We start from the raw sequence: 24,033 nt of genomic DNA, 5'->3' as shown, positions 1-24,033 counted from the left end.
TGCAAAGAAAAATTTTAGCATGTAAGGTCCCCTCATCCGAAAGTAATTTCATAGATTATTATAGTATACAAATATTAAATTTCCAATTGTTTACTGGTTAAAAATGAGAGGTCAGACATGTTTTGTATGTTGTAATGGAATGATTATTCGTAATGGATTTTGTATTTTTCGTAAATGTCATGTTGTGATGGACGTGTGCATATTCCCAGTCTTTATCATTAAAATGGACATTTCTTGGAGGGAGAAGAGGAACGACATCGAATAAATTGACAAAACGAAAGCTACTAGCTACTTGCAGTTTATAATAATTTCGAAAGGCGATATCTCCAACTTTTGGAGAGGCAAAGGTATAAAGACCGTACTGTGCGAAGGCAGTATTTATACGTGCATCTAGTATGTGTAGTGTAGCGAGTGCACCGCCTAAGCTATGGCCTGTTGCAAGAAGTTTCTTATGGGCTGGTAATGACACGAGCATATCCATAATGGAATCCCGGCAAGATTCATAAATTGAAAGAAAGCCATTATGGACATTTCCACTATTTAAAGCATATGGGTATGGCTTTTGGTTAACGAGTGAATCGATAATCCAATCTGTATCTGTTTGTGTGCCCCTAAAAGCTACAATAATCGTATCCTCAGATTCTAATATGAATCCGAACCATTCTGTCTTTTGAATGGCCTTTCCTTGAAACCCTTGTACATATTGGAACCCATCGGGTATTTCGAAAATGCCATTTTGTTTATATTGTTCATACGTTAGATCGCAGCAAGATGCTAACAATATGGCAGTATCTTTATCAAAGGATAAAGGAGTACGCATCAAGAAAGCCCTCCTTAAGAAAAGGTATAGTTCAATATATGCAGTGAGGGACTTGATTCATTCTTTTTGAAAAAAGGCTTGAACCTACAGTTACGTGAGGGAGTATGATTTTTGTAAACATATTGTTAGGAGGAGTGTAGGATGAGCAAAAAGGAAGGCTATTCAATTGGTGAGTTTTCAAAGAGAACAGGCACATCAATACGCACATTGCAATATTATGATGAGATTGGATTACTTAATCCTGAAAAAAATATTAGCTCTGGCCACCGTGTATATAGTGGAGAAGATATTTTAACGTTACAAAAGATAGTGAGTTTGAAGCTTTTAGGATATAGTCTAGATGAAATACGTTTTATGTTTAGTGTGCCGAGTTTAAATATGAGCTTAAAGGAAACGTTGCAAAATCAGAAAAGAGCCTTCGAAGAGAAAAAGAGACAGATTGAGGTTTCCATGAAGGCAATTGAACGAACAATTTTATTGCTTGAGGAAGATGAACAGGTAGATAGTGACATATTAATGAGTTTAATTAGTAGCATCCAAAAAGAAAACGAACAACGATTATGGCTCGAGGAATCCATACCAAGGGAAATGATTGAGGAATTATATAATAAACCCGAGGAAGAGATGATAGAACTAGATAAAGAGTTTGTCCGCTTATCAAAAGAAGTAAAAAGGTTATTTGGAAAACAAATCGATGACCCAGAAGTACAAAATCTTGTGGACCAACATATGAAAGCAACCTTTAAGTATGTTGGTGAAGAGGCAATGTACTCTTTAAGTAAATTAGAGAGTGTAGAAGAACAATATAATAATATGATGCCGTCCCCTTATACGGAGGAAGAAGAGGCATGGCTCAATAAAGCGATGGAATATTATATGATTCAAAATGGTTTGTACAGTCCAAAAGAAAAAGATAGTTCCCTATGAAGGGGACTATCTTTTTCTTGCTTTACTCTTTCCCATCTAAAAGACGACCAAGGCCACCTAAAACGCTGCCTTCACCGCTGTTTTGAGCTGCTGGGCTTGTAAGGCGTGCTGCTAAGCGGCTAAGTGTTAAGGACTGAATCCAAACTGTTCCAGGACCTTCTAACGTTGCGAAGAATAAACCTTCACCGCCAAATAGAGCTGTTTTTACTTTTCCAACGAATTCAACATCATAGTTAACGTCTTTTGTCATTGCAACGAGACAACCTGTATCAATGCGAAGTTTCTCGCCAGGTTTTAATTCGCGCTTATATACAGTTCCGCCTGCATGCATGAAAGCTAGACCATCACCTTCAAGTTTCTGCATGATGAAACCTTCACCACCGAAGAAACCAGTTCCTATTTTTTTAGTAAACTCAATTCCGATAGAAACACCTTTTGCGGCACAAAGAAATGCATCTTTTTGGCAGACTACTTTTCCTTGATATTCTGTTAAATCAACAGGAATAATTTTTCCAGGATAAGGAGCGGCGAATGATACGTGTCGTTTGCCATGACCTGTATTTGTAAATACAGTCATAAACATACTTTCACCTGTAACGAGACGTTTACCTGCGCCCATTAATTTACCGAATAGACCACTAGATGGTCCAGAACCATCACCGAAGATTGTTTCCATTTCGATATGATCTTCCATCATCATCATTGCACCAGCTTCTGCGATAACGCTCTCTTCTGGGTCTAATTCAATTTCAACGAACTGCATGTCGTCGCCATATAATTTATACTCGATTTCATGTGCTTGCATTTTTTTCACCTCATAGTATGTAATAATCATATTGTACAGAAATTAAAAGGATTAGAGAACTGTAGTTTTGTTAATTTTCAAACAAAAAAGCGAAATAAGAATCCATTATTATATTAAAATTATAAAAAAGTGATGAGTTGAAAGTGTTCTCATTTGACGTTTTTGATATAGCATGATATAGTGAAAACACTATTGAGCTACATAATGTGGTACGGAAATAAAGCACGTTGTATTAAAGGCTGTAAGCTTGTTATACATTCATGTCCTTTATATCCACCTTTTCATGTGGATTCATAGTTTCATTTTTATTTAGGAGGTACATGACATGCAAACAGGTAAAGTAAAATGGTTTAACGGCGAAAAAGGTTTTGGCTTCATCGAAGTTGAAGGCGGAGAAGACGTATTCGTACATTTCTCAGCTATTCAAGGCGACGGCTTCAAAACTTTAGAAGAAGGTCAAGAAGTTTCTTTCGAAATCGTTGATGGAAACCGCGGACCACAAGCAGCTAACGTTACAAAAAACTAATTAGCTAGCGAAAAAAAGCATTCCGAATTTCGGAATGCTTTTTTTATGCTTTAGAACCAGACTCATCTGAATATAATTCACCTTTAAAGGTGCGTTCTTCAAAGTCATCAAGCAATTGTTCATATTCTTCATGTTCTTCTGTTGCAAAAACTTGCGGGTTTTTTCCATACATATCAGTTCCAATAAAATTTTCGAAATCCTCTACATACCCAACATTTTCTTCACTATTTACGTACATTCCATTATAGTTTTTTGAATCCTGTCTTTCTAAATCGGATGGTGTTTCTGATGTTCCATAATTTGCGACGTCTTGCCAAGCATCTTCAGCATCGTACTCTACAGAATGATCTTCGTCGTGCTTGTGAAAAGAAGGATTTAGCACTTCTTCCTCAACTGGGCGCGCCTTCATATCTAATTTATTTGTAGTGTGCTGAATACACGTTGTAGCAGTTGGCATTGCTTCTAATCTTTCAAATGGAATTTCCTCACCAGACACTTCGCAAATTCCGTACGTTCCAGCTTCAATTTTTTGCAGGGCATGTTTCGTATCTTCTAGCTGTTTATGCCAAAATTCGATGAGCCCGAAATCTTTCTCACGTTCGTATAATTCTGTTGCCATATCACCTGGATGGTTGTCATAGCTAGATAATTCTCCTACTGAATCACGTTCAGATGCACGGTCTTCATTTTCATGAGTTTGTATCGTTTGTTCAATTTCTTGCTGTTGTTTTTCTAAACTCGATTTAAATTGATTTATTTGTTGTGGAGTTAACATAGTCGTCCACCTTCCTACAATTCAGTTTCTTTACATAGTATGAGCGTTGAGAGTAGGAATTATGAGATGAATTTCAGCCGGGAAGTCGGTATATGAAAAAAGGAGCCGCATAAGCAGCTCCTTTCTATAGGAAGTATCCAAGCAATAATCCGATTCCCATTAGGAAACCGAAAATTGTATTTGTTTTTGCTGTTGAAATCATCGCAGGTACCATTTCCATTGGAATACTTTTGCCGATAAAGCCTTTCGTCGCTTTAAATGCTTTCGGTGCACTTAAGAATACGATAAGCATCCATGGTGATACGATGTTAACGATGATTAAAGCGATTGTCCAAATGTAGGCAACGATAAACATAGAAGCAAGTACACCAACGGCTCTTTCGCGTCCAACGAGAATCGCTAACGTTTTACGACCATTTTCTTTATCACCATCTAAATCACGAATATTGTTAGATAGTAAAATTGCACCAATTAAAATGGCGCTTGGAATAGATAATAAAATCACTTCTGATGTTACTGCCCCTGTTTGGATAAAGAATGAAATACCAATAATAATGACACCCATAAATAATCCTGCTGTCAGCTCTCCAAATGGTGTGTACGCAATTGGAATGGGGCCACCAGTGTAAAGGTAAGCAACGGCCATACAAACAAGACCGATTGCAGCAAGCCACCAGCTAGAGTTCATACAAATATAAACACCTAATAGCGTTGCGATGCCTAAAAATCCGAATGCTAAGTTAAGCACGGTTTTTGGTTTAATGCCATCGCGGACGATAGCACCTCCGATTCCAACTGAACCTTCATGATCGAGTCCTCTTTTATAATCAAAGTATTCATTAAACATGTTCGTTGCTGCTTGAATGAGAAGGCAAGCAAGAAGCATCATAAAGAAAAGAGGAAGATGTATTTGATTTATACCTCCGACCTGCATTGCAAAAGCTGTTCCGATGAAAACAGGAACGAAAGCTGCTGTTAATGTATGGGGACGTAATAAACTCCACCAAATTCGCCAGCCTGTTTGTTTACTTGGCTTTGCCGCCGTAGGAGAGGAATTCGTTTCGACGTTCATTTCCATGTTGAATCCTCCTTGGTCACATATTGTACACAATTAAGTGTAGAAAAAGCATCATTTAGTGTCAACGTTTATTTTCTAGGAAGAGAAGGTGAATTTCTCAGAAATGCTAAACGTTGACAGGCCTTTCCTTTGAGGTGTATCTTAAAATCAAGCGTAATTATGACTATTTTTCGCCCATAGGGGGGAGACAATTGTGATTCAAACGAAACGAAAAGGCTTACAAGAAGTTCTTGTTACAGCTATTAAGCGTGCGACTGATGAAAAAACATTAGTTAGTTTTGTAAAACAAATAGATTGGGTGGATCCACTTCTGTTTTATGCAGCAGGAAAAAGGATCGCATTCGAAAATAGATGTTATTTTGCAGACCCAGCTCAGCATGTAATATTTGCTGGAATTGGCTCTGTTTTCACTATAGCAAATTCTTCTCACAAACGCTTTCAAACTGCTCGTGACGAGTGGGATAAAGTAAAAGAGAAAGCATTCGTACAAAGAGAAGGATACGAATTTGGAACAGGTCCTCTTTTATTTGGTGGATTTTCATTTGACCAAGAAAAAGAAAAAACGAATCTTTGGAAAGAATTTGATGATACCACATTTTCACTACCAGCATTTTTATTAACTGTAAAAAATGAAAAGGCGTGGTTAACGATTAATCAGTTCGTTTCAGTTGAAGATTGTGCAGAAACTCTTTATAACGAAATTATTTCTGTAGAAGAGAGAATTTTACAAGAGAGTAAATGTGCACTAGTAGGATCAAAATTAACAGTTACTTCTAAAGTAGAAGTTGATCCGAATGGCTGGATGAACGCGATTGGAAAAGTGCAAGATGAAATGAAGCAAGGGAACGTGCAGAAGGTTGTATTAGCAAGGGAGCTAAAATTAACGATGGATCAGCATATTGAATCCGTTCTTGTTTTAGAAGCGCTTCGCATTGGGCAACCGGATTGTTACGTATTTTCTTTTGATTATAAAGGAGCATGCTTCTTAGGGGCGACACCTGAGCGATTGATTCGAAAAGAAGGCGAGAAGTTCACATCGATGTGCCTTGCTGGTTCAATTGGTCATGGCAATTCTATAGAAGAAAGTAAACGAAATGGTGAGACGCTTCTTCATGATGAAAAGAATTTGGCTGAACACGGTTATGTAGTTAACATGATTCGAGGTGTGCTAAGTGAGCATTGCGAATCTGTTAATATTCCGGAGAGCCCAGGCTTATTAACGACGAAAAATTTAATCCATTTATATACGCCAGTAGAAGCAAAAGGTGATGCAAGTCTTTTAACGATGGTAGAAGAATTACATCCAACACCAGCTCTTGGTGGTACACCTCGTCATGAGGCGTTGAAATTAATTCGTGATGTAGAGCTTTTAGATAGAGGATTATATGGTGCACCAATTGGCTTTATAGATGATGAAGGAAATGGTGAATTTGCGGTTGCACTTCGCTGCGGATTATTAAATGGCGAGAAGGCATCCTTGTTTGCCGGCTGTGGTATCGTAATTGATTCAGTAGCGCAGCTTGAATATGAAGAAACAAGTTTGAAGTTTAGACCGATGCTTGGTGCTTTGGAGGAATTAATGAAATGAACAATCATATAGAAGCATTATCATATTATTTAGGCGCGTTCGTGGACGAACTGACGCGTCTAAATGTATGTGATGTTGTCATTAGTCCTGGCTCACGGTCAACGCCGATTGCCTTACTAATGGAACAACATGAAGGAATGAAAACATATTTACATGTAGACGAAAGATCAGCAGGATTTTTTGCGCTCGGTATTGCGAAAGCAAAAAAACGTCCTGTTGCGCTATTATGTACGTCAGGGACGGCAGCAGCGAACTATTATCCAGCTGTATGTGAAGCGTTTCATTCACGAGTGCCGCTTATCGTATTAACAGCGGATAGACCGCATGAATTAAGAGATGTGGGTGCACCACAGGCGATGAATCAATTTAATTTATACGGTACTTTTGTGAAGCAATTTACAGAGATGGCACTTCCTGAAGCGAGTGAAGCAATGTATCATTACGCTCGAATGACAACGCAGCGTACGATAGCAAGCGCACTTCTAGCGCCGCAAGGACCTGTTCATCTTAATTTTCCAGTTCGCGAGCCGCTTATACCGGATTTCTCATTAGAAAGTTTATGGGATAAAGGGCGTGGTGAATATACAGGAGTAGTTCAGCAAGGGAACGTGACGATGCCGAGTGAATATGTAGATTCTCTTGTAGGGCGCCTTTCACATATGGAAAAGGGGCTTATTATTTGTGGAGACGGCAGTCATCCAGAAATAACAGAAGTTGTTATGAAGGTAGCTGAGAAAACAGGGTATCCAATTTTAGCAGATCCACTTTCTAACCTCCGTAGTGGTAATCATGATAAAACGATGGTTATAGATTGTTACGATACATTTTTACGAAATGAATTGTTAAAAGAAACGTGGAAGCCGAATGTTTTAATTCGTTTCGGAGGAATGCCTGTCTCTAAAGCATTAACGCAGTTCATCAAAAAACAAACGAAAGCTGTTCATATCGTTGTCGATGAATCTGGACAATGGAGAGATCCAGCTCTAGTTGCGACAGAAGTTGTACAAGCTAGTGACAGTGAATTTTGCAGAGCATTACTAGAGAAAATGCCAGTTATGAAAAAGAATGATTGGTTCGGAATGTGGAAACATATAAACGAGAAAACGAGAGAAACGCTTCGTGAGATGGAAACATATGAAACGGCATTTGAAGGAAAAGTAATTACGGATATTGTAAGTGTATTACCAGAAGGGGCAACGTTATTTGCGAGTAATAGTATGCCAATTCGCGATACCGATTCATTTTTCTTCACATCGGATAAAAACATTCAAGTAATGGCGAACCGCGGTGTAAATGGTATTGATGGAATCATTTCAACAGCTTTAGGAGCGAGTATTATTTGTGATCCGCTCGTATTAGTAATCGGTGATTTATCATTTTATCACGATTTAAACGGACTATTAGCCGCGAAACTACAAGAGTTAAATATAACGATTGTTGTTGTAAATAATGATGGTGGAGGTATTTTCTCATTCTTACCACAATACGAGAAAAAGGAACATTTCGAATCATTATTTGGAACACCAATTGGGCTTGATTATGAACATGTTGTCAAAATGTATGGTGGTTCATTTAGCCGTGTAAATGGTTGGGAAAACTTCCGAGAAGAAGTACAAACTGGAACGAAAACGAATGGATTACACGTTGTGGAAATTTGTACGAATCGCGAAGGAAACTTGAAATTACATCGTGAACTATGGGCAAAAACAATGGACGTTATTACTACATCTTTGCAAGGTGAATCAAAATGAAAGTAACATTGCAAGGTGTATCGTATGAATATGAAGTAGCCGGAAGCGGGGAACCACTTCTACTTCTTCATGGTTTTACGGGAAGCATGGAAACGTGGGGTTCCTTTATTCCTTCTTGGAGCGAGCAGTTTCAAGTCATTCTAGTAGACATTGTTGGACACGGGAAAACGGAAAGTCCTGAAGATGTGACGCATTATGATATTCAAAATGTGGCACTGCAAATGAAAGAACTACTGGATCATCTTCATATTGAAAATGCGCACATACTTGGCTATTCAATGGGTGGTAGACTTGCGATTACGATGGCATGCTTATATCCAGAATATGTGCGTTCGCTTCTTTTAGAAAACTGTACAGCTGGACTTGAGAGTGCAAAGGAGCGAAAAGAACGCAAGGAAAAAGATGAACGACTTGCCGATAAAATTGAGCAAGAAGGCATCCGAAGTTTTGTATCGATGTGGGAAAATATTCCGCTATTTGAAACGCAAAAACGTTTAGTGCAAAACGTAAAAGAAGCGGTGCGAAAAGAACGACTTGCTAATAATCCAAAAGGACTTGCAAATAGTCTTCGCGGCATGGGAACAGGGGCTCAGCCTTCATGGTGGAACGAATTGCAAAACCTAAAAATGCCTGTCCTTTTACTGAATGGAGAAAGCGATGAAAAGTTCTTTCGCCTATTAAAAAACATCGAAAAATGCATCCCTCATGCGAAATTTGTCAAAATTGATGGGGCTGGCCATGCAATTCATGTGGAACAACCGGAAAAGTTTGATACAATAGTAAAGGGATTTCTAAAAACTATGCAGTGATACTTTTTTCAGCAAGAAGGAAGTTGCACTTATAGCGGAGATCAGAAATATAAAAGGAGGTAATAGTAATGACTATTGAATGGGTAAAAGAAGGCAATTACGAAGATATTATTTATTCAACATACAATGGCATCGCAAAGATTTCGATTAACCGCCCTGAAGTACATAATGCATTCCGTCCTAAAACGGTAATGGAGTTAATCAATGCTTTTGCACACGCTCGTGATGATGCAAATGTTGGCGTTATCATTTTAACAGGTGAAGGTGGACGTGCATTCTGTTCTGGCGGCGACCAAAAAGTTCGCGGTCATGGTGGCTATGTAGGTGACGACCAAATCCCACGTTTAAACGTATTAGACTTACAACGTCTAATTCGCGCAATCCCTAAACCAGTTATCGCAATGGTAGCAGGTTATGCAATCGGTGGTGGACACGTACTTCATATCGTATGTGACTTAACAATCGCTGCAGACAACGCTGTATTCGGACAAACAGGTCCTAAAGTAGGAAGCTTTGACGGTGGATACGGAGCTGGTTATTTAGCTCGTATGGTAGGCCATAAGAAAGCTCGTGAAATTTGGTACCTATGCCGTCAGTACAGCGCACAGGAAGCGGTTGATATGGGCTTAGTAAACACAGTAGTACCATTAGAAGAACTTGAAGCAGAAACAGTACAATGGGCACAAGAAATTTTAGCAAACAGCCCAATGGCACTTCGTTTCCTAAAAGCTGCATTCAACGCAGACACAGACGGTTTAGCTGGTATTCAACAACTAGCTGGAGACGCAACGTTATTGTACTACACAACTGACGAAGCAAAAGAAGGCCGCGACGCGTTCAAAGAAAAACGCACTCCGGACTTCGGTCAATTCCCTCGTTTCCCGTGATCAAACCAAAAGCGGAAGCGGCTCGCTTAGAATGTGAGGGGGATGCAACTTCTGACAAAGAGGCGCTTTTTGCCTCGTAGGAAGAAGTGAAGCCACCGAACATTCTAGCCGCTGTAGCTGGATGTTTTAAAAGCGGAGCCGACTGTTTAGCCCCGTAGGCTAAGGTTCTTTCGCACAGAAAGTGTTTTTTACTTTCTGGTGCGGAAGGTTCTTAGACGGAAGGGGCTAGGAGGCGCAGCTGGATGTGATGAAAAGCGGAAGCGGCTCGCACACAATGTGAGACGCTCCCAAAAGATCACACCGGAAACAAAACAACTAAGAGACTTGATGTCATATCAGGTCTCTTTCTTTCATGAAAGGAGAATGAGTGATGGAGACGATGCCGAATTGGTTAATGCAACGTGCATTTTTAACACCTGATCGCACTGCAATTGAAATTGAAGAGGAGAAGGTTACTTTCGTGCAGCTGCATGAAAAAGTAGTATCTGTTTGTGAACACCTCACGCATGTAGGAGTGAAGCGGGCGCAAAAGGTGGCTGTTCTGATGAAAAATGGTATGGAGATGATTACAGTTATTCACGCCCTATCTTACATAGGTGCAGTAGCTGTGCTTTTAAATACGCGTCTTTCAAGAGAAGAGCTACTTTGGCAAATGGGTGATGCGGAAGTTGTTTGTTTAGTGACGGATCAAGAGTTTGAGACGGAAAATGTTCCAGTATGTTCATTTGCTGAAGTGATGCAAGGACCGAAGGCGGAAGCATTTATACAAGAAGAATTCTCTTTAGAAGAAGCGATGACAATTATTTATACGTCAGGGACGACAGGGAAACCGAAAGGTGTTGTTTTAACGTACGGTAACCACTGGGCAAGTGCAGTCGGTTCTTCGCTTAATTTAGGGCTTCGTGATGATGATTGTTGGTTAGCTTGTATGCCAATGTTCCACGTTGGCGGGTTATCTCTTTTAATGAAAAATATTATGTACGGTATGCGCATTTTACTCGTTCCAAAATATGATGCTAATTTTATTCATAAAGCACTTCAAACGAGAGGTGTTACGATTATTTCTGTCGTTTCTAAAATGCTAACAGATTTATTAGAACGACTTGGAGAAGAGATATATCCATCTTCTTTACGATGCATGTTACTTGGGGGAGGACCAGCACCGAAGCCGTTATTAGAAACATGTGTGGAAAAAGGAATTCCTGTGTATCAAACGTACGGTATGACAGAAACATCATCGCAAATTTGTACGTTAACAGCAGATTACATGTTAACGAAAGTAGGATCAGCCGGAAAACCACTATTTCAGTGTCAGCTTCGTATTGAAAAAGACGGCGTAGTTGTGCCGCCCCGTGCTGAAGGAGAAATTGTAGTAAAAGGACCGAACGTAACAGGTGGCTACTTTAACCGTGAAGATGCGACGAGTGAGACAATTAAAAACGGATGGCTTCATACTGGTGACCTCGGTTATTTAGATGAAGAAGGATTTTTATACGTATTAGATCGCCGCAGTGATTTAATTATTTCTGGCGGGGAAAATATATATCCAGCTCAAATTGAAGAAGTATTGCTCTCTCATCCGGCGGTAGCAGAAGCGGGTGTTGTCGGTATGGCTGACGAAAGTTGGGGACAAGTACCAGCTGCTTTTGTTGTAAAAAGTGGAGACGTAACAGAAGAAGAAATTCTTCGTTTTTGCGAAGAGAAATTAGCGAAATATAAAGTGCCGAAGAAAGCATGTTTCTTAGAGGAATTACCACGAAATGCTTCGAAGAAATTGTTAAGACGAGAGTTAAGACAATTAGTGGAGGAGATGTAGGTGGAAATAAAAAAAGCGACACTTTATATAACGGAAATGCCGCTCATTATCCCGTTTGCGGCAAGTTACGGGACTTATGAAAAGCGTGAAAGTATCGTCATTGAATTAGAAGATACAGATGGATACATTGGTTTTGGTGAAGTCGTTGCATTTTCTGAACCGTGGTATACGGAAGAAACGGTGAAGACAGCGCTGCATGTACTTCAGGATTTTTTATTACCAGATTTATTGAAAGCTGAAATCTCTCATCCGAATGAAGTACCGTCTTTGTTCCAACATATAAAGAGAAACCGAATGGCAAAGGCCGGAATTGAAGGTGCTGTCTGGGATTTATATGCGAAGCGTCAAAAGCAGTCGTTAGCGATATTGCTTGGCGGAAATAGGTCTGAAATTGAAGTCGGCGTTGTGATTGGGATCAATACAATTCCCACTATGTTAAAACAAATCGAGAAATACGCGGAAGAAGGATACGAGCGCTTTAAAGTGAAAATAAAGCCAGAACATGATTACGAATTACTGAAAGAAATTCGCAAAGAGTTTCCGAACATCCCGTTAATGGCTGATGCAAATTCAGCTTATACATTAGCGGATACGGAGAAGTTGAAACGACTAGATGAATTTAGGCTTATGATGATTGAACAACCGTTAGCGGATTACGATTTTCTGGATCATGCACAGTTGCAAAAGAAAATTGAAACACCGATTTGTTTAGATGAAAGCATCCATAGTTTAGAAGGCGCACGTGTTGCGATTACGCTTGGCAGTTGCCGCGTCGTTAATATTAAACCAGGGCGAGTGGGCGGATTAACAGAGTCCGTTCAAATCCATAATTATTGTATGGAGCATAACATACCAGTTTGGTGCGGTGGCATGGTAGAAATGGGGATTTCACGAGCTCAAAATGTTGCACTCGCTTCATTGCCAAACTTTACGATTCCTGGAGATATATCTGCTTCTAGTAGACATTGGGAGAAGGATATCATTTCACCGGAAGTGATGCTTGAAGGCGGAAAAGTAAGGGTACCGCAAAGTATTGAACGTGAGTATGAAGTAGATCGAGGTAGGTTGGAAGAAATAACAAAGCAGCGGATTATTTTTGAGCGATGAATGGGAGCTTTTATTAGTACTGACTACCTGCAAATAGCGGGATGATTTTGTCGTTAATTGTCGGTAAGTCGATATATTTAAAAAATCGCTGATATAATTTAAATTACAGTTGATATATTTTGAAAATTGCCGATATAATTTCATTTATCAAGGTTACTCTTATGAGTAGCCTTTTCTTATTGTACAAATTGGATAGACTAGTTTAAAATCGAGCGTATGAAAACAGAATAAAGTAGGGGGACTAAAATGAAGCACATTTCAATTTTAATAGCTGATGATGAAGCGGAAATTGCTGATTTAATTGAGATACATTTAGAAAAAGAGGGTTACCACGTCGTTAAAGCAGCTGATGGAGAAGAAGCCATGCATATTATTCAAACGCAGCCAATTGACTTAGTGGTTTTAGATATTATGATGCCGAAAATGGATGGGTATGAAGTGACGAGGCAGATTCGCGGCAAGCACCACATGCCAATCATTTTCTTAAGTGCGAAAACATCTGATTTTGATAAGGTGACAGGTCTTGTATTAGGTGCAGATGATTATATGACAAAGCCTTTCACACCGATTGAATTAGTCGCACGTGTAAATGCACAACTGCGTAGATTTCTTACGTTAAATCAGCCGAAAGTAGCGGAGAATAAATCTGCTTTAGAAATAGGCGGAGTCGCTATTGATCCTGAGCGAAGAACAGTAAATGTGTACGGAGAGCCGATTGAATTAACACCAAAAGAATTTGATATTTTATATGTATTAGCAAGTCATCCGAAGAAAGTGTACAGTGTGGAAAATATTTTTCAGCAAGTATGGGCTGAAGGGTATTACGAAAGTGGAAATACAGTTATGGTACATATCCGTACTTTGCGAAAAAAGCTTGGGGAAGATAAAAGAAAGGATAAGTTAATAAAAACAGTGTGGGGGGTAGGTTATACTTTCAATGGCTAAAACGATGAGAAGCTTTCGCTCGAAGATGATTATGCTATTTGCGTTAAGTATGATATTAGCTGGTGGCGTAACGTATTTGATTTATGAGGGGCTACGTCTCTATTATAAATTAGCAGTTCGTTATGAGGATCCTTTAGCCCAATTTCGTTCAATGGTAAGACAAATTGGGGACATTAATTTCTTTTTAATTGTATTTATTCCTCTGTCCATTATGTTTTTCTTCTTCCTTACTAGACCGTATTTAAAATATTTTGATGAGATTTCGAACGGGATTCATCATCTTGCGAACGGAGATTTTTCAAATCAAGTTCGTGTTTCATCAAATGATGAGTTTGGATATATCGCACGCGAAATTAATGTAGCGAGTGAAAAATTAAAAGAAGCGGTTGAACGAGGAGACTTTGCGGAAAGTAGTAAAGATCAGCTCATTGTCAACTTAGCTCATGATTTAAGAACGCCGCTAACATCTGTTTTAGGGTATTTAGATTTAATTCTTAAAGATGAGAATTTGACGAAGGAACAAATTAAACATTTTTCCACAATTGCTTTTACGAAATCCGAAAGGCTTGAAATCTTAATTGATGAATTATTTGAAATAACGAGAATGAATTATGGCATGTTGCAAATTGAAAAAAGACCAATTGATATAAGTGAATTACTTATACAGTTAGATGAAGAATTATATCCGTTATTAGAAAAAAAAGGTTTAGAAGCGAGATTGAATATGGATTCGCATTTACCTATTAACGGTGACGGGAAATTGTTAGCTCGAGTATTTGAAAATCTTTTAACGAATGCGATTCGCTATGGATACGATGGAAAGTTTGTTGATGTGAACGGATATATTGAGAGTGAAGAGATAGTAGTACAAATTATAAATTACGGAGATAGTATCCCAGAAGAAGATTTACCGTATCTTTTTGATATGTTTTATACAGGTGATAAGGCAAGATCGGAGCAGCAAGGTGGTACAGGCCTTGGGTTATTTATTGCGAAAAATATTGTCGAGCAGCATGATGGGACAATCTCTGCTGAAAGTAACGTAATTAGAACGATATTTGAAGTGAGATTACCAAAAGAAGAGAGCAAAGCAATTTAATAAAAATTTAAACTTTACCCCACTTTTTATTTTAATAGTTTTTTCTATTCTATACGTAAGTTACGTTAAGGAGGAACTAGAAATGAAAAAGTGGGTATTTATTTCTCTTTTTATAGTATGTACAGCATGTGTAGGCTTTTATATATCACCAGTATTTCAAAAGGAGATCGATGTTAAAATTGCAGAAAAAGATTACAAAGTAAAAGCCGCGAACACTGAAAAGATAGAGGTTACAGAGGAACAAATTTATAAAGGTGATCTATTATTAGTTAATAAAGATTACCCGGTTAAAAAAGATAGTGTTAGGTCCGATATTATAAATGTAAATCACAATAGTGAATTAGTAAGAGGCTATGTAATATTTGATAGAAATCTTCGCTTATCAAAGGGTGTTGTAAAAAAGTTTTTGAACGTTGTCGATGCAGCTGGGAAAGATGGAGTACAGCATTTCTTAATGAGTAGCGGTTACCGAGATTTTCAAGAACAAAGTAAATTATATAAAGAAATGGGATCTGATTATGCACTTCCAGCAGGATATAGTGAACATAATTTAGGGTTATCACTCGACGTTGGGTCTACTCAAAAGAAAATGGAGAAAGCTCCTGAAGGAAAATGGATTGAAGAGAACGTATGGAAGCACGGATTTGTTTTACGTTATCCGAAAAATAAAAGTGATATTACAGGTATTCAATACGAGCCGTGGCACATACGTTACGTAGGTTTACCTCATAGTGCGATTATGCAAAAAAAGAGAATTACATTAGAGGAATATTTGGACTTCTTAAAAGAGGAAAAAGAAGTTTCAACTGAGGTTGAAGGTAAGAAATATACGGTTTCTTATTATAAAGTTTCAGATCGTATGAACGTGAATGTTCCGGTGAATAAGCAGTATGAAATTTCGGGGAACAATATGGACGGGGTTATTGTGACGGTTCAGGAATAGGTGTTTCTTCACCAATCGGGATTTTGCGGGATGAAATTTGATTCTCCCATAATAGCGCTCTATAGTGGGAGAATCAAAATAGAGGAACAGGTACAATTCTTAATAATAGAAACGATGTTCATATGAAGAAGATTATAATTAAAACATTCTCAACGGCTTTCATTCAGAGTAAAAAAGATTGGAGTTTCATCGACATTCTTAAGCCACATATACTCTTGACCATTTAAACTCCCCTTCACCCAGACATCACCTTTATATACATTTGTTTTCTTACGAAACCAAGTAAGATAAGATCCAACAACTTGAGGATCTTCATCAAGTTCATTCTTTTTTGGGAAGGAAATTTGTTTCTGTTCTTCTGTTTTTATATTAATAATATAAAGTGTTGTGATCATCGGCGGAACAGGTCCTTCCTTCCATTCCATGTTCTCTTTTGCACGAGCCACAATCACTTTGTCTGGTGAGAACCATTCCAAATCAAGGTCTACATAACCTACAGGTGTGTATTCCTTTTGTTGTTTAGATGTTATCATGTCTGCAACTGTGAATTTTTTATTTGCTACCAAAAACCTTCCTTCTCCTGAAATATAGGCCAGTTGATTAGCTGATGGAGCCCACTTCATCCAGTCTTTGAACCCTAGTAGTTTACCTATCGCTTGAAAGTGTTCCCCTTTTGATGAGATAACACATAACGTATTGCTATCCATTGACAGGGAAGCAGTAGGAGTGGCTAAAAAACTAACCCATTTTCCATCAGAACTCCACTTAAAATAGTTAGTACTAATCGCAAATAAATCAGTTTCATTTGTTCGAATCGTATAAAAAGGCTGTATTTTATCTTTAGCAAGATTTGCATCTACTGGAATTTTATAAAGTGGGATTGGGCCCCATCCAATAGGACGCAAGCAGGAGTGTGAGGAAACGATAAATTCCTTTCCGTTCGGGAACCATTCGAAATCACTAACCCCAAGTGATACATTTTCAAAACCTTGCGGGCGACCATTTTTTATTTTTGTAACGTTTAATAAACCTTGATCAGTGTATGCCAATTGATTTTTGTTTGGTGACCACTTAAAGTCAGATGTTACGACTCTTATATAAGGCTGATAGTTTATTTTCTCCTTAGTATCATAAATGAATAGGTTAGATTTTTTACCCGTTTCATCACTATCAATATAGCCAATAAACCTACCATCATAAGACCATTTTGGAGAATACACATATCGATTCTTTGTGATTTGTATTTCTTGATTACCCTTTTTTATCCATAGCTGATGGTCGCGGAGAAATGCAGCTGTGAGTGGTGGGGTCTCTGCGCTAACCATCGTTGATAGATAAAAGCTGATTAAGATTGTACATAATAAAATCCGAAATTCCAAGAACATCCCTCCTACTTATAGGCTGTCCTAATATTTAATGGAAACTCGCATCCAAATGTGCATTTTCATTCATAATCTTCTTTGGCTATTTTGCTCTGTCACCTAAAAAATATCTGATTTTTTTATTAAGTATTTTCCATAAAATGACGCTTTAGCAGAACGACTTTATTTCAAATTTACATTAGAGGAGGAAATAATGTGGAATTAAACATTATAACGTTATATTTACTTTTCTTTTTTTTCGTGATACTCTAAATATGTGAAAGAGATATAAAATGAAACTTTAATGTAAGCGTATTCTTATGGCTTCTTATAGAAAAGGGTGGAAATACAATGACAGAACGATTCGTGCTACGTAATGTGAAGCGTGTGAACGGGGAAGAGATTGACATTGTAGTTGAAAATAATAAAATCGCACAGGTGACGAAAGCTGGTGCTGGCGAGGGTGGAAAGGTTCTTGATTACTCAGGTACTTACGTATCGAGTGGCTGGATTGATTTGCACGTTCATGCTTTTCCAGAGTTTGATCCGTATGGCGATGAGGTAGATGAAATTGGCGTTAAGCAAGGGGTAACGACAATTGTTGATGCGGGAAGCTGCGGAGCTGATCGCATTGCAGATTTAGTACAAAGTAGAGAGCAGGCAAAAACGAATTTATTTGCCTTTTTAAATATTTCTCGCATCGGTTTGAAACGAATTGATGAATTATCCAATATGGAATGGATAGATAAAGAGAAAGTAATAGAAGCAGTAGAAAAGTATAAAGATGTAATCGTTGGGTTAAAGGCGAGAATGAGTAAAAGTGTCGTTTGTGATAGCGGAATTGAACCGCTGCACGTAGCGCGCTCTTTATCTCGTGAAACATCATTACCGATTATGGTACATATCGGTTCAGCTCCTCCACGTATAGAGGAAGTTGTACCTCTTTTAGAAAAAGATGATGTCATTACACATTACTTAAACGGGAAAGAAAATAATTTATTTGATGAAGAAGGAAAACCGATATCTGTGTTATTAGATGCAGTGAATCGCGGTGTGCATTTAGATGTTGGTCACGGTAATGCTAGTTTTTCTTTTAAAGTAGCAGAGGCAGCGAAGCGTTACGGCATTGCCCTTAATACGATTAGTACAGATATTTACCGGAAGAATCGTATACACGGTCCAGTTTACAGTATGGCTCACGTTCTTTCGAAATTCCTTTACTTAGGTTATCCGCTAGAAGAAGTAATTGATGCGGTTACGAAAAATGCAGCAGAGTGGCTTAAGAAACCAGAGCTTGGCCGCATTCAAGAAGGGGATATTGCAAACTTAACTTTATTTACGGTTAAAGATGAACCGATTACGTTAATTGATTCAGAAGGGGATCAGCGCATTGCTGAAAGAAGAATTGATACGAAAGGGGTTGTAATCAATGGGTCATTCATTGAATGCTAAGTACGGATTAAAAAGAGTTATTAATGCGAGCGGTAGAATGAGTATTTTAGGTGTATCCGCTCCGACAAATACAGTGATGGATGCGATGAAGCATGGTGGACAAAATTATGTGGAAATTGCCGATTTAGTAGATAAAGCGGGAGACCATATTGCGAGAATTTTAGATTCAGAGGCAGCGGTCGTTGTGAACTCAGCATCGAGTGGAATTGCGCTTTCTATCGCTGGTATCGTTACAGAAGGAAATCGCCGTAAAAGTGAAAGACTTCATCAAGAAGTAATCCTGAAAAACGAAGTGATTATGTTAAAAGGTCATAACGTTCAATACGGTGCTCCTGTTGAAACGATGATTTATTTAGGCGGAGGTAAGCTTGTTGAAGTAGGTTACGCAAATGAAGGGAAAGCGGAGCATATTGAAGATGCAATTGGCGAAAATACAGCAGCTATTCTTTATGTGAAATCGCATCATGCAGTGCAAAAAAATATGATTTCTGTTGAAGAAGCGTGGGAAGTAGCACAGCGAAATAATGTACCACTTATCGTTGATGCGGCAGCTGAAGAAGACATTCAAAAATACGTGAAGTATTCAGACCTAGCCATTTATAGCGGTTCAAAGGCGATTGAAGGACCTACTTCTGGTATTGTCGGCGGTAAACGAAAATATATTGAATGGCTAAAAGTGCAATTACATTGCAGCGGTAGAAGTATGAAAGTTGGGAAAGAAACAACTTTCGGTTTACTTCAAGCGCTTGATGAGTACGGAGTGAAAGAAGATAAGAGTGAACAAGAAAAAGAGTTGTTACAAGTACTGATGCCGCTGAAAGAGTTAAACGGTGTAAATGTAACAATCGTTCAAGATGAAGCTGGAAGAGCAATTTTTAGAGCGCGTATTCATATTAACGAGAACGAATTAAATAAAACTGCAAAAGATGTTGTGACGGCATTACGCGAAGGGGAAATCGCAATTTACACACGTGATTACGGAGTAAGACAAGGGTTCTTTGATATCGATCCACGTCCACTTCAAGGCGATGACATACATGTGATTGAAGAAAAAATGAGAGAAATTGTAGGGGGAAACTAAGATGACAAACATTCAAAAACGTTTTTATAGAGGCCGCGTAGCATTAAATGTATTAGCGAACAATACCCGAAATGCGAAAGACATTTTTGAAGCAGCAGAAGGTTATGTAGTAGTCGGTGTGTTATCAAAAGATTATCCAACAGTAGAAGAAGCAGTTACAGCGATGAAAGCATACGGAAAAGAAATTGATGACGCTGTATCAATCGGACTAGGAGCAGGAGATAATCGCCAAGCGGCAGTTGTAGCTGAAATTGCGAAGCATTATCCTGGTAGTCATATTAACCAAGTGTTCCCTTCAGTAGGAGCAACGCGCGCAAATCTTGGCGGCAAAGATAGCTGGATTAATAGTTTAGTATCACCAACAGGAAAAGTAGGTTACGTAAATATTTCTACTGGCCCAATTAGTGCGGCTGGGGAAGAAAAAGCAATCGTTCCAATTAAAACAGCAATCGCACTTGTACGTGATATGGGTGGGAATTCATTGAAATACTTCCCAATGAAAGGCTTAGCTCATGAAGAAGAATATCGCGCTGTTGCGAAAGCATGTGCGGAAGAAGGATTTGCATTAGAGCCAACGGGCGGAATTGATAAAGAAAACTTTGAAACAATTGTACGTATTGCATTAGAAGCAAACGTAGAGCAAGTTATCCCGCATGTGTACTCTTCTATTATTGATAAAGAAACTGGCAATACGAAAGTAGAAGATGTACGTGAATTATTAGCAGTAGTGAAGAAGCTAGTTGATCAATATGCGTAAGAAAATTGCAGCGTTCGGTGAAGTAATGATGCGCCTGCAAGTGCCAGGATATGAATTGCTATCGCAAGCAAACACGCTAAATTACTCATTTTCTGGTACAGGTGTGAACGTCGCAGCAGCACTTTCTCATCTAGGGCATGAAGGGCTTCTTATTTCAACTTTACCGGAAAATTCGGTTGGAGATGCGGCGGTATCGCACATTCAAAAACTAGGGATTCAAGCACCGTTTATTTCAAGAGGCGGTAAATATGTTGGTATGTACTTTTTAGAAAATGGATTTGGAGCACGCACAAGCCGCGTTACGTATTCTAACCGATTAGAAAGTAGTTTCAATACGGCGTCTGAAGAGATGTACCAATTTGAAAAAATCGCAAAAGAAATTGATATCGTTCATTTTTGTGGAATTACCCTTGCGATGAATAATACTGTGCGCCATCATATGAAATCTTTGGCGAAGGCAGTTAAAGAAAATGGAGGCACTGTCGTTTTCGATTGCAACTATCGTCCATCGCTTTGGGGAGAAGATGGGTATGAACAGGCGAAACCTCATTATGAAGAAATGCTAGGCTTTGCCGATATTGTAATGATGAATGAAAAAGATGCGATGTTTGTTCTCGGAATGAAAACGGAAGAGACGGAGCGAGAAGCACAGCTTGTTGATCTTATTCCAAAAGTCGCTGAAATATATAATATCGCTACAATTGCTGGTACACATCGTTCTATTAATAGCGATAATACACACTCACTTCGCGGATTCATATGTAAAGATGGAACGTTCACTTTTGCCAAAACACTTACGTTTTCTGTATATGATAGAATAGGTGCTGGAGATGCTTATACGAGCGGAATTATTCATGGCGAGATAGAAGAGTTTGCACCAGAGAAAGCTGTTTCATTTGCGTCAGCAGCTGGAATGCTTGCACATACAATCGTCGGTGATACGCCAATGTCATCAGAGAAAGATATACTTCGGGCAATGACGGCATCAGTAGGTGATGTAGAAAGGTAGTGGGTGTAACGGTGAACGTAACGAGAAAAAGAGGTCCATTATATTTACAAATTAAAAATATTATTCGTGATCGAATATTACATGGTGTTTATGCCATTCATACAAATATTCCTTCTGAACCACAATTAGAAGAAGAGTTCAAAGTGAGTAAAATTACAGTGCGAAACGCAATTAAAGAACTCGTTCAAGAAGGATATTTAGAAAAGAAAAGTGGTAAAGGAACGAAAGTCATTCGAAATACTTCTGCGACAAAGCTTTCAAAGGGAAAGAAATTTACAGAAGTGTTAGTGGAAGAAGGCTATAAAGTACAAAAGAAATTGCTAAAGGCAGAAGTGGTTCATAATGAAGAAGGAACAGTACCATTTCGTTTGTTTGGTAAAGAGAGTTTTCGTATTGAGCGTCTATATGCTTTAAATGATACTCCGTACATTCATTATACGCACTATTTCTCAGCACAAATGGCAAGTACAGACTTAGCGGACTTTGACTTACAATCGCTTTATGATCTAGTCGAGGACCGTGGTATACATTTAGAAAACTTCAGAGATGAATTCGCTGTTGGATTTGCGCCTAATTTCGTTGCAGAAGCGTTAGGAGAAAAAGAGGGAACAGCGTTATTAAAACGTATGCGCTATTCTTACGATGAAGTTGGCGAAGTAATTGAATATAGTGAAGGCTACTACAATACGGAAATGCAGCATTACGTTGTAAATTATGATGTGTAAAAAATGAAGAGGGACCAATTCCCTCTTTTTCTGTAAAAAATTTTCATATCGAAGGGGAATGGGATATGGATATATACTTATTAATCGTCACGTTAATTGCGATCGCAATTGTTATTTTAGGGGTATCGTGGTGGAAGTGGCATGCATTTATTAGTTTAACAGTTGCTAGTCTATTTTTAGCTATTATGTCTGGGTTGAACTTGACCAAAATTGTTACTGCCTATGAAACTGGTGTTGGTAGTGTACTAGGGCATTTAGTTGGTATTTTGGCTCTCGGAACAATTTTAGGGAAAATGATGTCTGATTCAGGGGCTGGCATGCAAGTAGCAGATTTCTTCATTCGATTCTTCGGGGTGAAAAAATTACCTTGGGCTATGTTATTCGCCGGATTTGTTATAGGGATTCCAGTATTTTTTGAAGTAGGGATTGTCATCTTATTACCACTCGTTATTTCAATTCGAAAAACAACGAAACAAAATATATTGTTAATTGCGTTACCTGTTATTGCTGGATTATCGATTGTACATGGGCTAGTGCCGCCGCATCCAGGTGCGATGACAGCAATCGGTATTTATAATGCGAATTTAGGGAAGGTACTATTGTATTCATTAATTATCGCGTTACCAACAGCAATTATCGCAGGACCGGTATTTGCAAAGTGGGTACATAAGAGGGTTATACCTGAAAATGAACCGGAGCTTGTTCGAGTTACGACAGTATCTACTGATTTGCCAAGTCGTAAAGCTTCATTCTTTATCATTTTATTACCAGTAGTTTTAATGATTTTATCAGTAGTCGCACCATATATTTCATTACCGAAAAAAATAACTGAATTTTTAGTATTTGTAGGAAGTCCGGTAATCGCTTTACTTATTTCATGTTTCGCAGCGTTTTATTTGCTTGGTATAAAACAAGGAATTAATAAAAAGATGATTAAAAAATTAACAGATGAAAGTTTACTACCTGTCGGTTCCATTATTTTAATAATTGGTGCAGGCGGTGGATTTAAACAAATATTAATTGAAAGCGGCGTTGGAACAGCCATCGCTCAAATGGCAGAACATATTTCATTATCACCAATCGTCTTAGCGTTCATGGTAGCGGGATTAATCAGAATTGCAACAGGTTCAGCTACTGTAGCATTAACGACAGCAGCTGGAATTGTTTCACCGGTTATTCAGCACATGTCTGGTGTAAATTTAGAATTCCTCGTTATTGCAACCGGTGCAGGTTCATTAATGTTTTCTCACGTAAATGATGCAGGATTCTGGCTTGTAAAAGAGTATTTAGGTTTGACAGTAAAAGAAACGTTTAAAACGTGGACGGTGCTGGAGACATTGTTATCATTTATTGCATTCGGCTTTGCGCTTTTACTTAATATGTTTGTTTAGAAGAAGGGGGTGCCTATTTAAAGGTATCCTCTTTTTGTGTTGGGGCTCTTTTCATGAAACAAGCCCGTTTTTAGGAGTGCCAAGCTTCCGATTTGCCCTGAAAACATAATATAAATGGAATCCCCTCATTTAGAGCAAGACGATCTTGTTATGAATGATACTAAAGGAGGAATAGAGTAATGAGCGAAAAGTGTGAACACAGACATGATGATTGCGACCGCAGACGTGGGTGCGGAGGCGGTTTTGCGCTTCTAATCGTATTGTTTATTTTATTAATTATTATCGGTGCTAGCTGCTTCGGCGGAGGCGGAGGTTCTTGTGGTTACGGCGGTTATGGTGGCTATGGCGGCGGCTATGGTGGATATTGCTGATAATTATTTA

At 38.5% G+C, this 24,033-nt stretch carries 23 protein-coding genes; 18 read left to right on the top strand and 5 right to left on the bottom strand.

Annotated features, from left to right (window positions below):
* Positions 1-97: 97 nt before the first annotated feature.
* Positions 98-820: a lipase family protein gene (locus MKY70_RS25255; RefSeq protein ID WP_002089241.1), complete on the bottom strand. Its 723-nt coding sequence runs from the start codon at positions 818-820 to the stop codon at positions 98-100.
* Between the two features lie 141 nt (positions 821-961).
* On the opposite strand from MKY70_RS25255, the gene MKY70_RS25250 reads away from it, so the two are divergent.
* The gene (locus tag MKY70_RS25250; protein ID WP_131247985.1) at positions 962-1,747 is read left to right on the top strand and encodes a MerR family transcriptional regulator; all 786 of its coding nucleotides are present in this window, start codon (positions 962-964) and stop codon (positions 1,745-1,747) included.
* A 22-nt stretch (positions 1,748-1,769) separates the two neighbouring features.
* Here MKY70_RS25250 and MKY70_RS25245 read toward each other — a convergent pair whose 3' ends face one another.
* Complete coding sequence (locus tag MKY70_RS25245; protein WP_088031436.1) at positions 1,770-2,552, bottom strand: TIGR00266 family protein; 783 nt, start codon at positions 2,550-2,552, stop codon at positions 1,770-1,772.
* 325 nt (positions 2,553-2,877) lie between these two features.
* On the opposite strand from MKY70_RS25245, the gene cspD reads away from it, so the two are divergent.
* The gene (cspD, locus tag MKY70_RS25240; RefSeq protein ID WP_001193051.1) at positions 2,878-3,078 is read left to right on the top strand and encodes a cold-shock protein CspD; all 201 of its coding nucleotides are present in this window, start codon (positions 2,878-2,880) and stop codon (positions 3,076-3,078) included.
* 43 nt (positions 3,079-3,121) lie between these two features.
* On the opposite strand, the gene MKY70_RS25235 is transcribed toward cspD, so the two are convergent.
* Positions 3,122-3,853 carry a yteA family sporulation protein gene (locus MKY70_RS25235; protein ID WP_341025983.1) on the bottom strand — a complete coding sequence of 244 codons (732 nt, stop codon included), beginning with the start codon at positions 3,851-3,853 and terminating at the stop codon, positions 3,122-3,124.
* A gap of 124 nt (positions 3,854-3,977) precedes the next feature.
* A complete protein-coding gene (locus MKY70_RS25230) occupies positions 3,978-4,931 on the bottom strand; it encodes a 1,4-dihydroxy-2-naphthoate polyprenyltransferase (protein WP_341025981.1) in 954 nt (317 codons plus the stop codon).
* 193 nt (positions 4,932-5,124) lie between these two features.
* On the opposite strand from MKY70_RS25230, the gene MKY70_RS25225 reads away from it, so the two are divergent.
* The 9 genes from MKY70_RS25225 (at position 5,125) to MKY70_RS25185 (ending at position 15,876) form a co-directional block, all read left to right on the top strand.
* Positions 5,125-6,519, top strand: coding sequence for an isochorismate synthase (locus tag MKY70_RS25225; protein ID WP_341025980.1), 1,395 nt, complete (start codon positions 5,125-5,127; stop codon positions 6,517-6,519).
* Positions 6,516-8,270, top strand: coding sequence for a 2-succinyl-5-enolpyruvyl-6-hydroxy-3-cyclohexene-1-carboxylic-acid synthase (menD, locus tag MKY70_RS25220; protein ID WP_341074618.1), 1,755 nt, complete (start codon positions 6,516-6,518; stop codon positions 8,268-8,270). The genes MKY70_RS25225 and menD overlap by 4 nt, the downstream gene beginning before the upstream one ends.
* Positions 8,267-9,079, top strand: coding sequence for a 2-succinyl-6-hydroxy-2,4-cyclohexadiene-1-carboxylate synthase (menH, locus tag MKY70_RS25215; RefSeq protein WP_088031440.1), 813 nt, complete (start codon positions 8,267-8,269; stop codon positions 9,077-9,079). Before menD ends, menH begins: the two co-directional genes overlap by 4 nt.
* Before the next feature lie 68 nt (positions 9,080-9,147).
* Positions 9,148-9,966, top strand: a complete 819-nt coding sequence (menB, locus tag MKY70_RS25210; protein WP_016102878.1) for a 1,4-dihydroxy-2-naphthoyl-CoA synthase — start codon at positions 9,148-9,150, stop codon at positions 9,964-9,966.
* 370 nt (positions 9,967-10,336) lie between these two features.
* Positions 10,337-11,782: an o-succinylbenzoate--CoA ligase gene (locus tag MKY70_RS25205; protein WP_088031441.1), complete on the top strand. Its 1,446-nt coding sequence runs from the start codon at positions 10,337-10,339 to the stop codon at positions 11,780-11,782.
* Positions 11,783-12,889, top strand: coding sequence for an o-succinylbenzoate synthase (gene menC, locus MKY70_RS25200; protein WP_341025978.1), 1,107 nt, complete (start codon positions 11,783-11,785; stop codon positions 12,887-12,889).
* 246 nt (positions 12,890-13,135) lie between these two features.
* Complete coding sequence (locus tag MKY70_RS25195) at positions 13,136-13,834, top strand: response regulator transcription factor (RefSeq protein ID WP_044443814.1); 699 nt, start codon at positions 13,136-13,138, stop codon at positions 13,832-13,834.
* Positions 13,827-14,933: a HAMP domain-containing sensor histidine kinase gene (locus MKY70_RS25190; RefSeq protein ID WP_088031443.1), complete on the top strand. Its 1,107-nt coding sequence runs from the start codon at positions 13,827-13,829 to the stop codon at positions 14,931-14,933. Before MKY70_RS25195 ends, MKY70_RS25190 begins: the two co-directional genes overlap by 8 nt.
* An 82-nt stretch (positions 14,934-15,015) precedes the next feature.
* The gene (locus MKY70_RS25185) at positions 15,016-15,876 is read left to right on the top strand and encodes a M15 family metallopeptidase (protein WP_088031444.1); all 861 of its coding nucleotides are present in this window, start codon (positions 15,016-15,018) and stop codon (positions 15,874-15,876) included.
* Positions 15,877-16,025: 149 nt separating this feature from the next.
* On the opposite strand, the gene MKY70_RS25180 is transcribed toward MKY70_RS25185, so the two are convergent.
* A complete protein-coding gene (locus tag MKY70_RS25180) occupies positions 16,026-17,255 on the bottom strand; it encodes a translocation protein TolB (RefSeq protein WP_341025976.1) in 1,230 nt (409 codons plus the stop codon).
* A 333-nt stretch (positions 17,256-17,588) separates the two neighbouring features.
* On the opposite strand from MKY70_RS25180, the gene MKY70_RS25175 reads away from it, so the two are divergent.
* The 7 genes from MKY70_RS25175 to MKY70_RS25145 all read left to right on the top strand — a co-directional run bounded on the left by MKY70_RS25175 (position 17,589) and on the right by MKY70_RS25145 (position 24,023).
* Positions 17,589-18,689 (top strand): amidohydrolase/deacetylase family metallohydrolase, encoded by a 1,101-nt coding sequence (locus MKY70_RS25175; RefSeq protein WP_341025975.1) that lies wholly within the window; start codon positions 17,589-17,591, stop codon positions 18,687-18,689.
* Entirely contained in the window at positions 18,667-19,770 is a 1,104-nt protein-coding gene (locus tag MKY70_RS25170) for a DgaE family pyridoxal phosphate-dependent ammonia lyase (RefSeq protein WP_002089223.1), read from the top strand. Before MKY70_RS25175 ends, MKY70_RS25170 begins: the two co-directional genes overlap by 23 nt.
* Position 19,771: 1 nt before the next feature.
* The gene (gene dagF / locus MKY70_RS25165) at positions 19,772-20,527 is read left to right on the top strand and encodes a 2-dehydro-3-deoxy-phosphogluconate aldolase (RefSeq protein ID WP_088031447.1); all 756 of its coding nucleotides are present in this window, start codon (positions 19,772-19,774) and stop codon (positions 20,525-20,527) included.
* Positions 20,520-21,536 carry a sugar kinase gene (locus tag MKY70_RS25160; RefSeq protein ID WP_088031448.1) on the top strand — a complete coding sequence of 339 codons (1,017 nt, stop codon included), beginning with the start codon at positions 20,520-20,522 and terminating at the stop codon, positions 21,534-21,536. The genes dagF and MKY70_RS25160 overlap by 8 nt, the downstream gene beginning before the upstream one ends.
* The gene (locus MKY70_RS25155; RefSeq protein WP_002015828.1) at positions 21,536-22,261 is read left to right on the top strand and encodes a GntR family transcriptional regulator; all 726 of its coding nucleotides are present in this window, start codon (positions 21,536-21,538) and stop codon (positions 22,259-22,261) included. Before MKY70_RS25160 ends, MKY70_RS25155 begins: the two co-directional genes overlap by 1 nt.
* Positions 22,262-22,326: 65 nt before the next feature.
* On the top strand, positions 22,327-23,652 hold the full coding sequence (gene gntP, locus MKY70_RS25150) for a gluconate permease GntP (protein ID WP_341025974.1): 1,326 nt from the start codon (positions 22,327-22,329) through the stop codon (positions 23,650-23,652).
* A gap of 179 nt (positions 23,653-23,831) precedes the next feature.
* Positions 23,832-24,023: a YjcZ family sporulation protein gene (locus MKY70_RS25145; RefSeq protein WP_002069940.1), complete on the top strand. Its 192-nt coding sequence runs from the start codon at positions 23,832-23,834 to the stop codon at positions 24,021-24,023.
* Positions 24,024-24,033: the final 10 nt, after the last annotated feature.

This window comes from Bacillus sp. FSL R9-9492, assembly GCF_038007365.1.
GTDB classification, from domain to species: Bacteria; Bacillota; Bacilli; order Bacillales; family Bacillaceae_G; genus Bacillus_A; species Bacillus_A mycoides.
This window is presented reverse-complemented; position numbering and strand designations above follow the sequence as displayed.

Bases quoted from the DNA above. Each gene is read 5' to 3' on its own strand.
- MKY70_RS25255 (WP_002089241.1), bottom strand. From the start codon at position 820: ATGCGTACTCCTTTATCCTTTGATAAAGATACTGCCATATTGTTAGCA.
- MKY70_RS25250 (WP_131247985.1), top strand. From the start codon at position 962: ATGAGCAAAAAGGAAGGCTATTCAATTGGTGAGTTTTCAAAGAGAACA.
- MKY70_RS25245 (WP_088031436.1), bottom strand. From the start codon at position 2,552: ATGCAAGCACATGAAATCGAGTATAAATTATATGGCGACGACATGCAG.
- cspD (WP_001193051.1), top strand. From the start codon at position 2,878: ATGCAAACAGGTAAAGTAAAATGGTTTAACGGCGAAAAAGGTTTTGGC.
- MKY70_RS25235 (WP_341025983.1), bottom strand. From the start codon at position 3,853: ATGTTAACTCCACAACAAATAAATCAATTTAAATCGAGTTTAGAAAAA.
- MKY70_RS25230 (WP_341025981.1), bottom strand. From the start codon at position 4,931: ATGGAAATGAACGTCGAAACGAATTCCTCTCCTACGGCGGCAAAGCCA.
- menD (WP_341074618.1), top strand. From the start codon at position 6,516: ATGAACAATCATATAGAAGCATTATCATATTATTTAGGCGCGTTCGTG.
- menH (WP_088031440.1), top strand. From the start codon at position 8,267: ATGAAAGTAACATTGCAAGGTGTATCGTATGAATATGAAGTAGCCGGA.
- menB (WP_016102878.1), top strand. From the start codon at position 9,148: ATGACTATTGAATGGGTAAAAGAAGGCAATTACGAAGATATTATTTAT.
- MKY70_RS25205 (WP_088031441.1), top strand. From the start codon at position 10,337: ATGGAGACGATGCCGAATTGGTTAATGCAACGTGCATTTTTAACACCT.
- MKY70_RS25195 (WP_044443814.1), top strand. From the start codon at position 13,136: ATGAAGCACATTTCAATTTTAATAGCTGATGATGAAGCGGAAATTGCT.
- MKY70_RS25190 (WP_088031443.1), top strand. From the start codon at position 13,827: ATGGCTAAAACGATGAGAAGCTTTCGCTCGAAGATGATTATGCTATTT.
- MKY70_RS25185 (WP_088031444.1), top strand. From the start codon at position 15,016: ATGAAAAAGTGGGTATTTATTTCTCTTTTTATAGTATGTACAGCATGT.
- MKY70_RS25175 (WP_341025975.1), top strand. From the start codon at position 17,589: ATGACAGAACGATTCGTGCTACGTAATGTGAAGCGTGTGAACGGGGAA.
- MKY70_RS25170 (WP_002089223.1), top strand. From the start codon at position 18,667: ATGGGTCATTCATTGAATGCTAAGTACGGATTAAAAAGAGTTATTAAT.
- dagF (WP_088031447.1), top strand. From the start codon at position 19,772: ATGACAAACATTCAAAAACGTTTTTATAGAGGCCGCGTAGCATTAAAT.
- MKY70_RS25160 (WP_088031448.1), top strand. From the start codon at position 20,520: ATGCGTAAGAAAATTGCAGCGTTCGGTGAAGTAATGATGCGCCTGCAA.
- gntP (WP_341025974.1), top strand. From the start codon at position 22,327: ATGGATATATACTTATTAATCGTCACGTTAATTGCGATCGCAATTGTT.
- MKY70_RS25145 (WP_002069940.1), top strand. From the start codon at position 23,832: ATGAGCGAAAAGTGTGAACACAGACATGATGATTGCGACCGCAGACGT.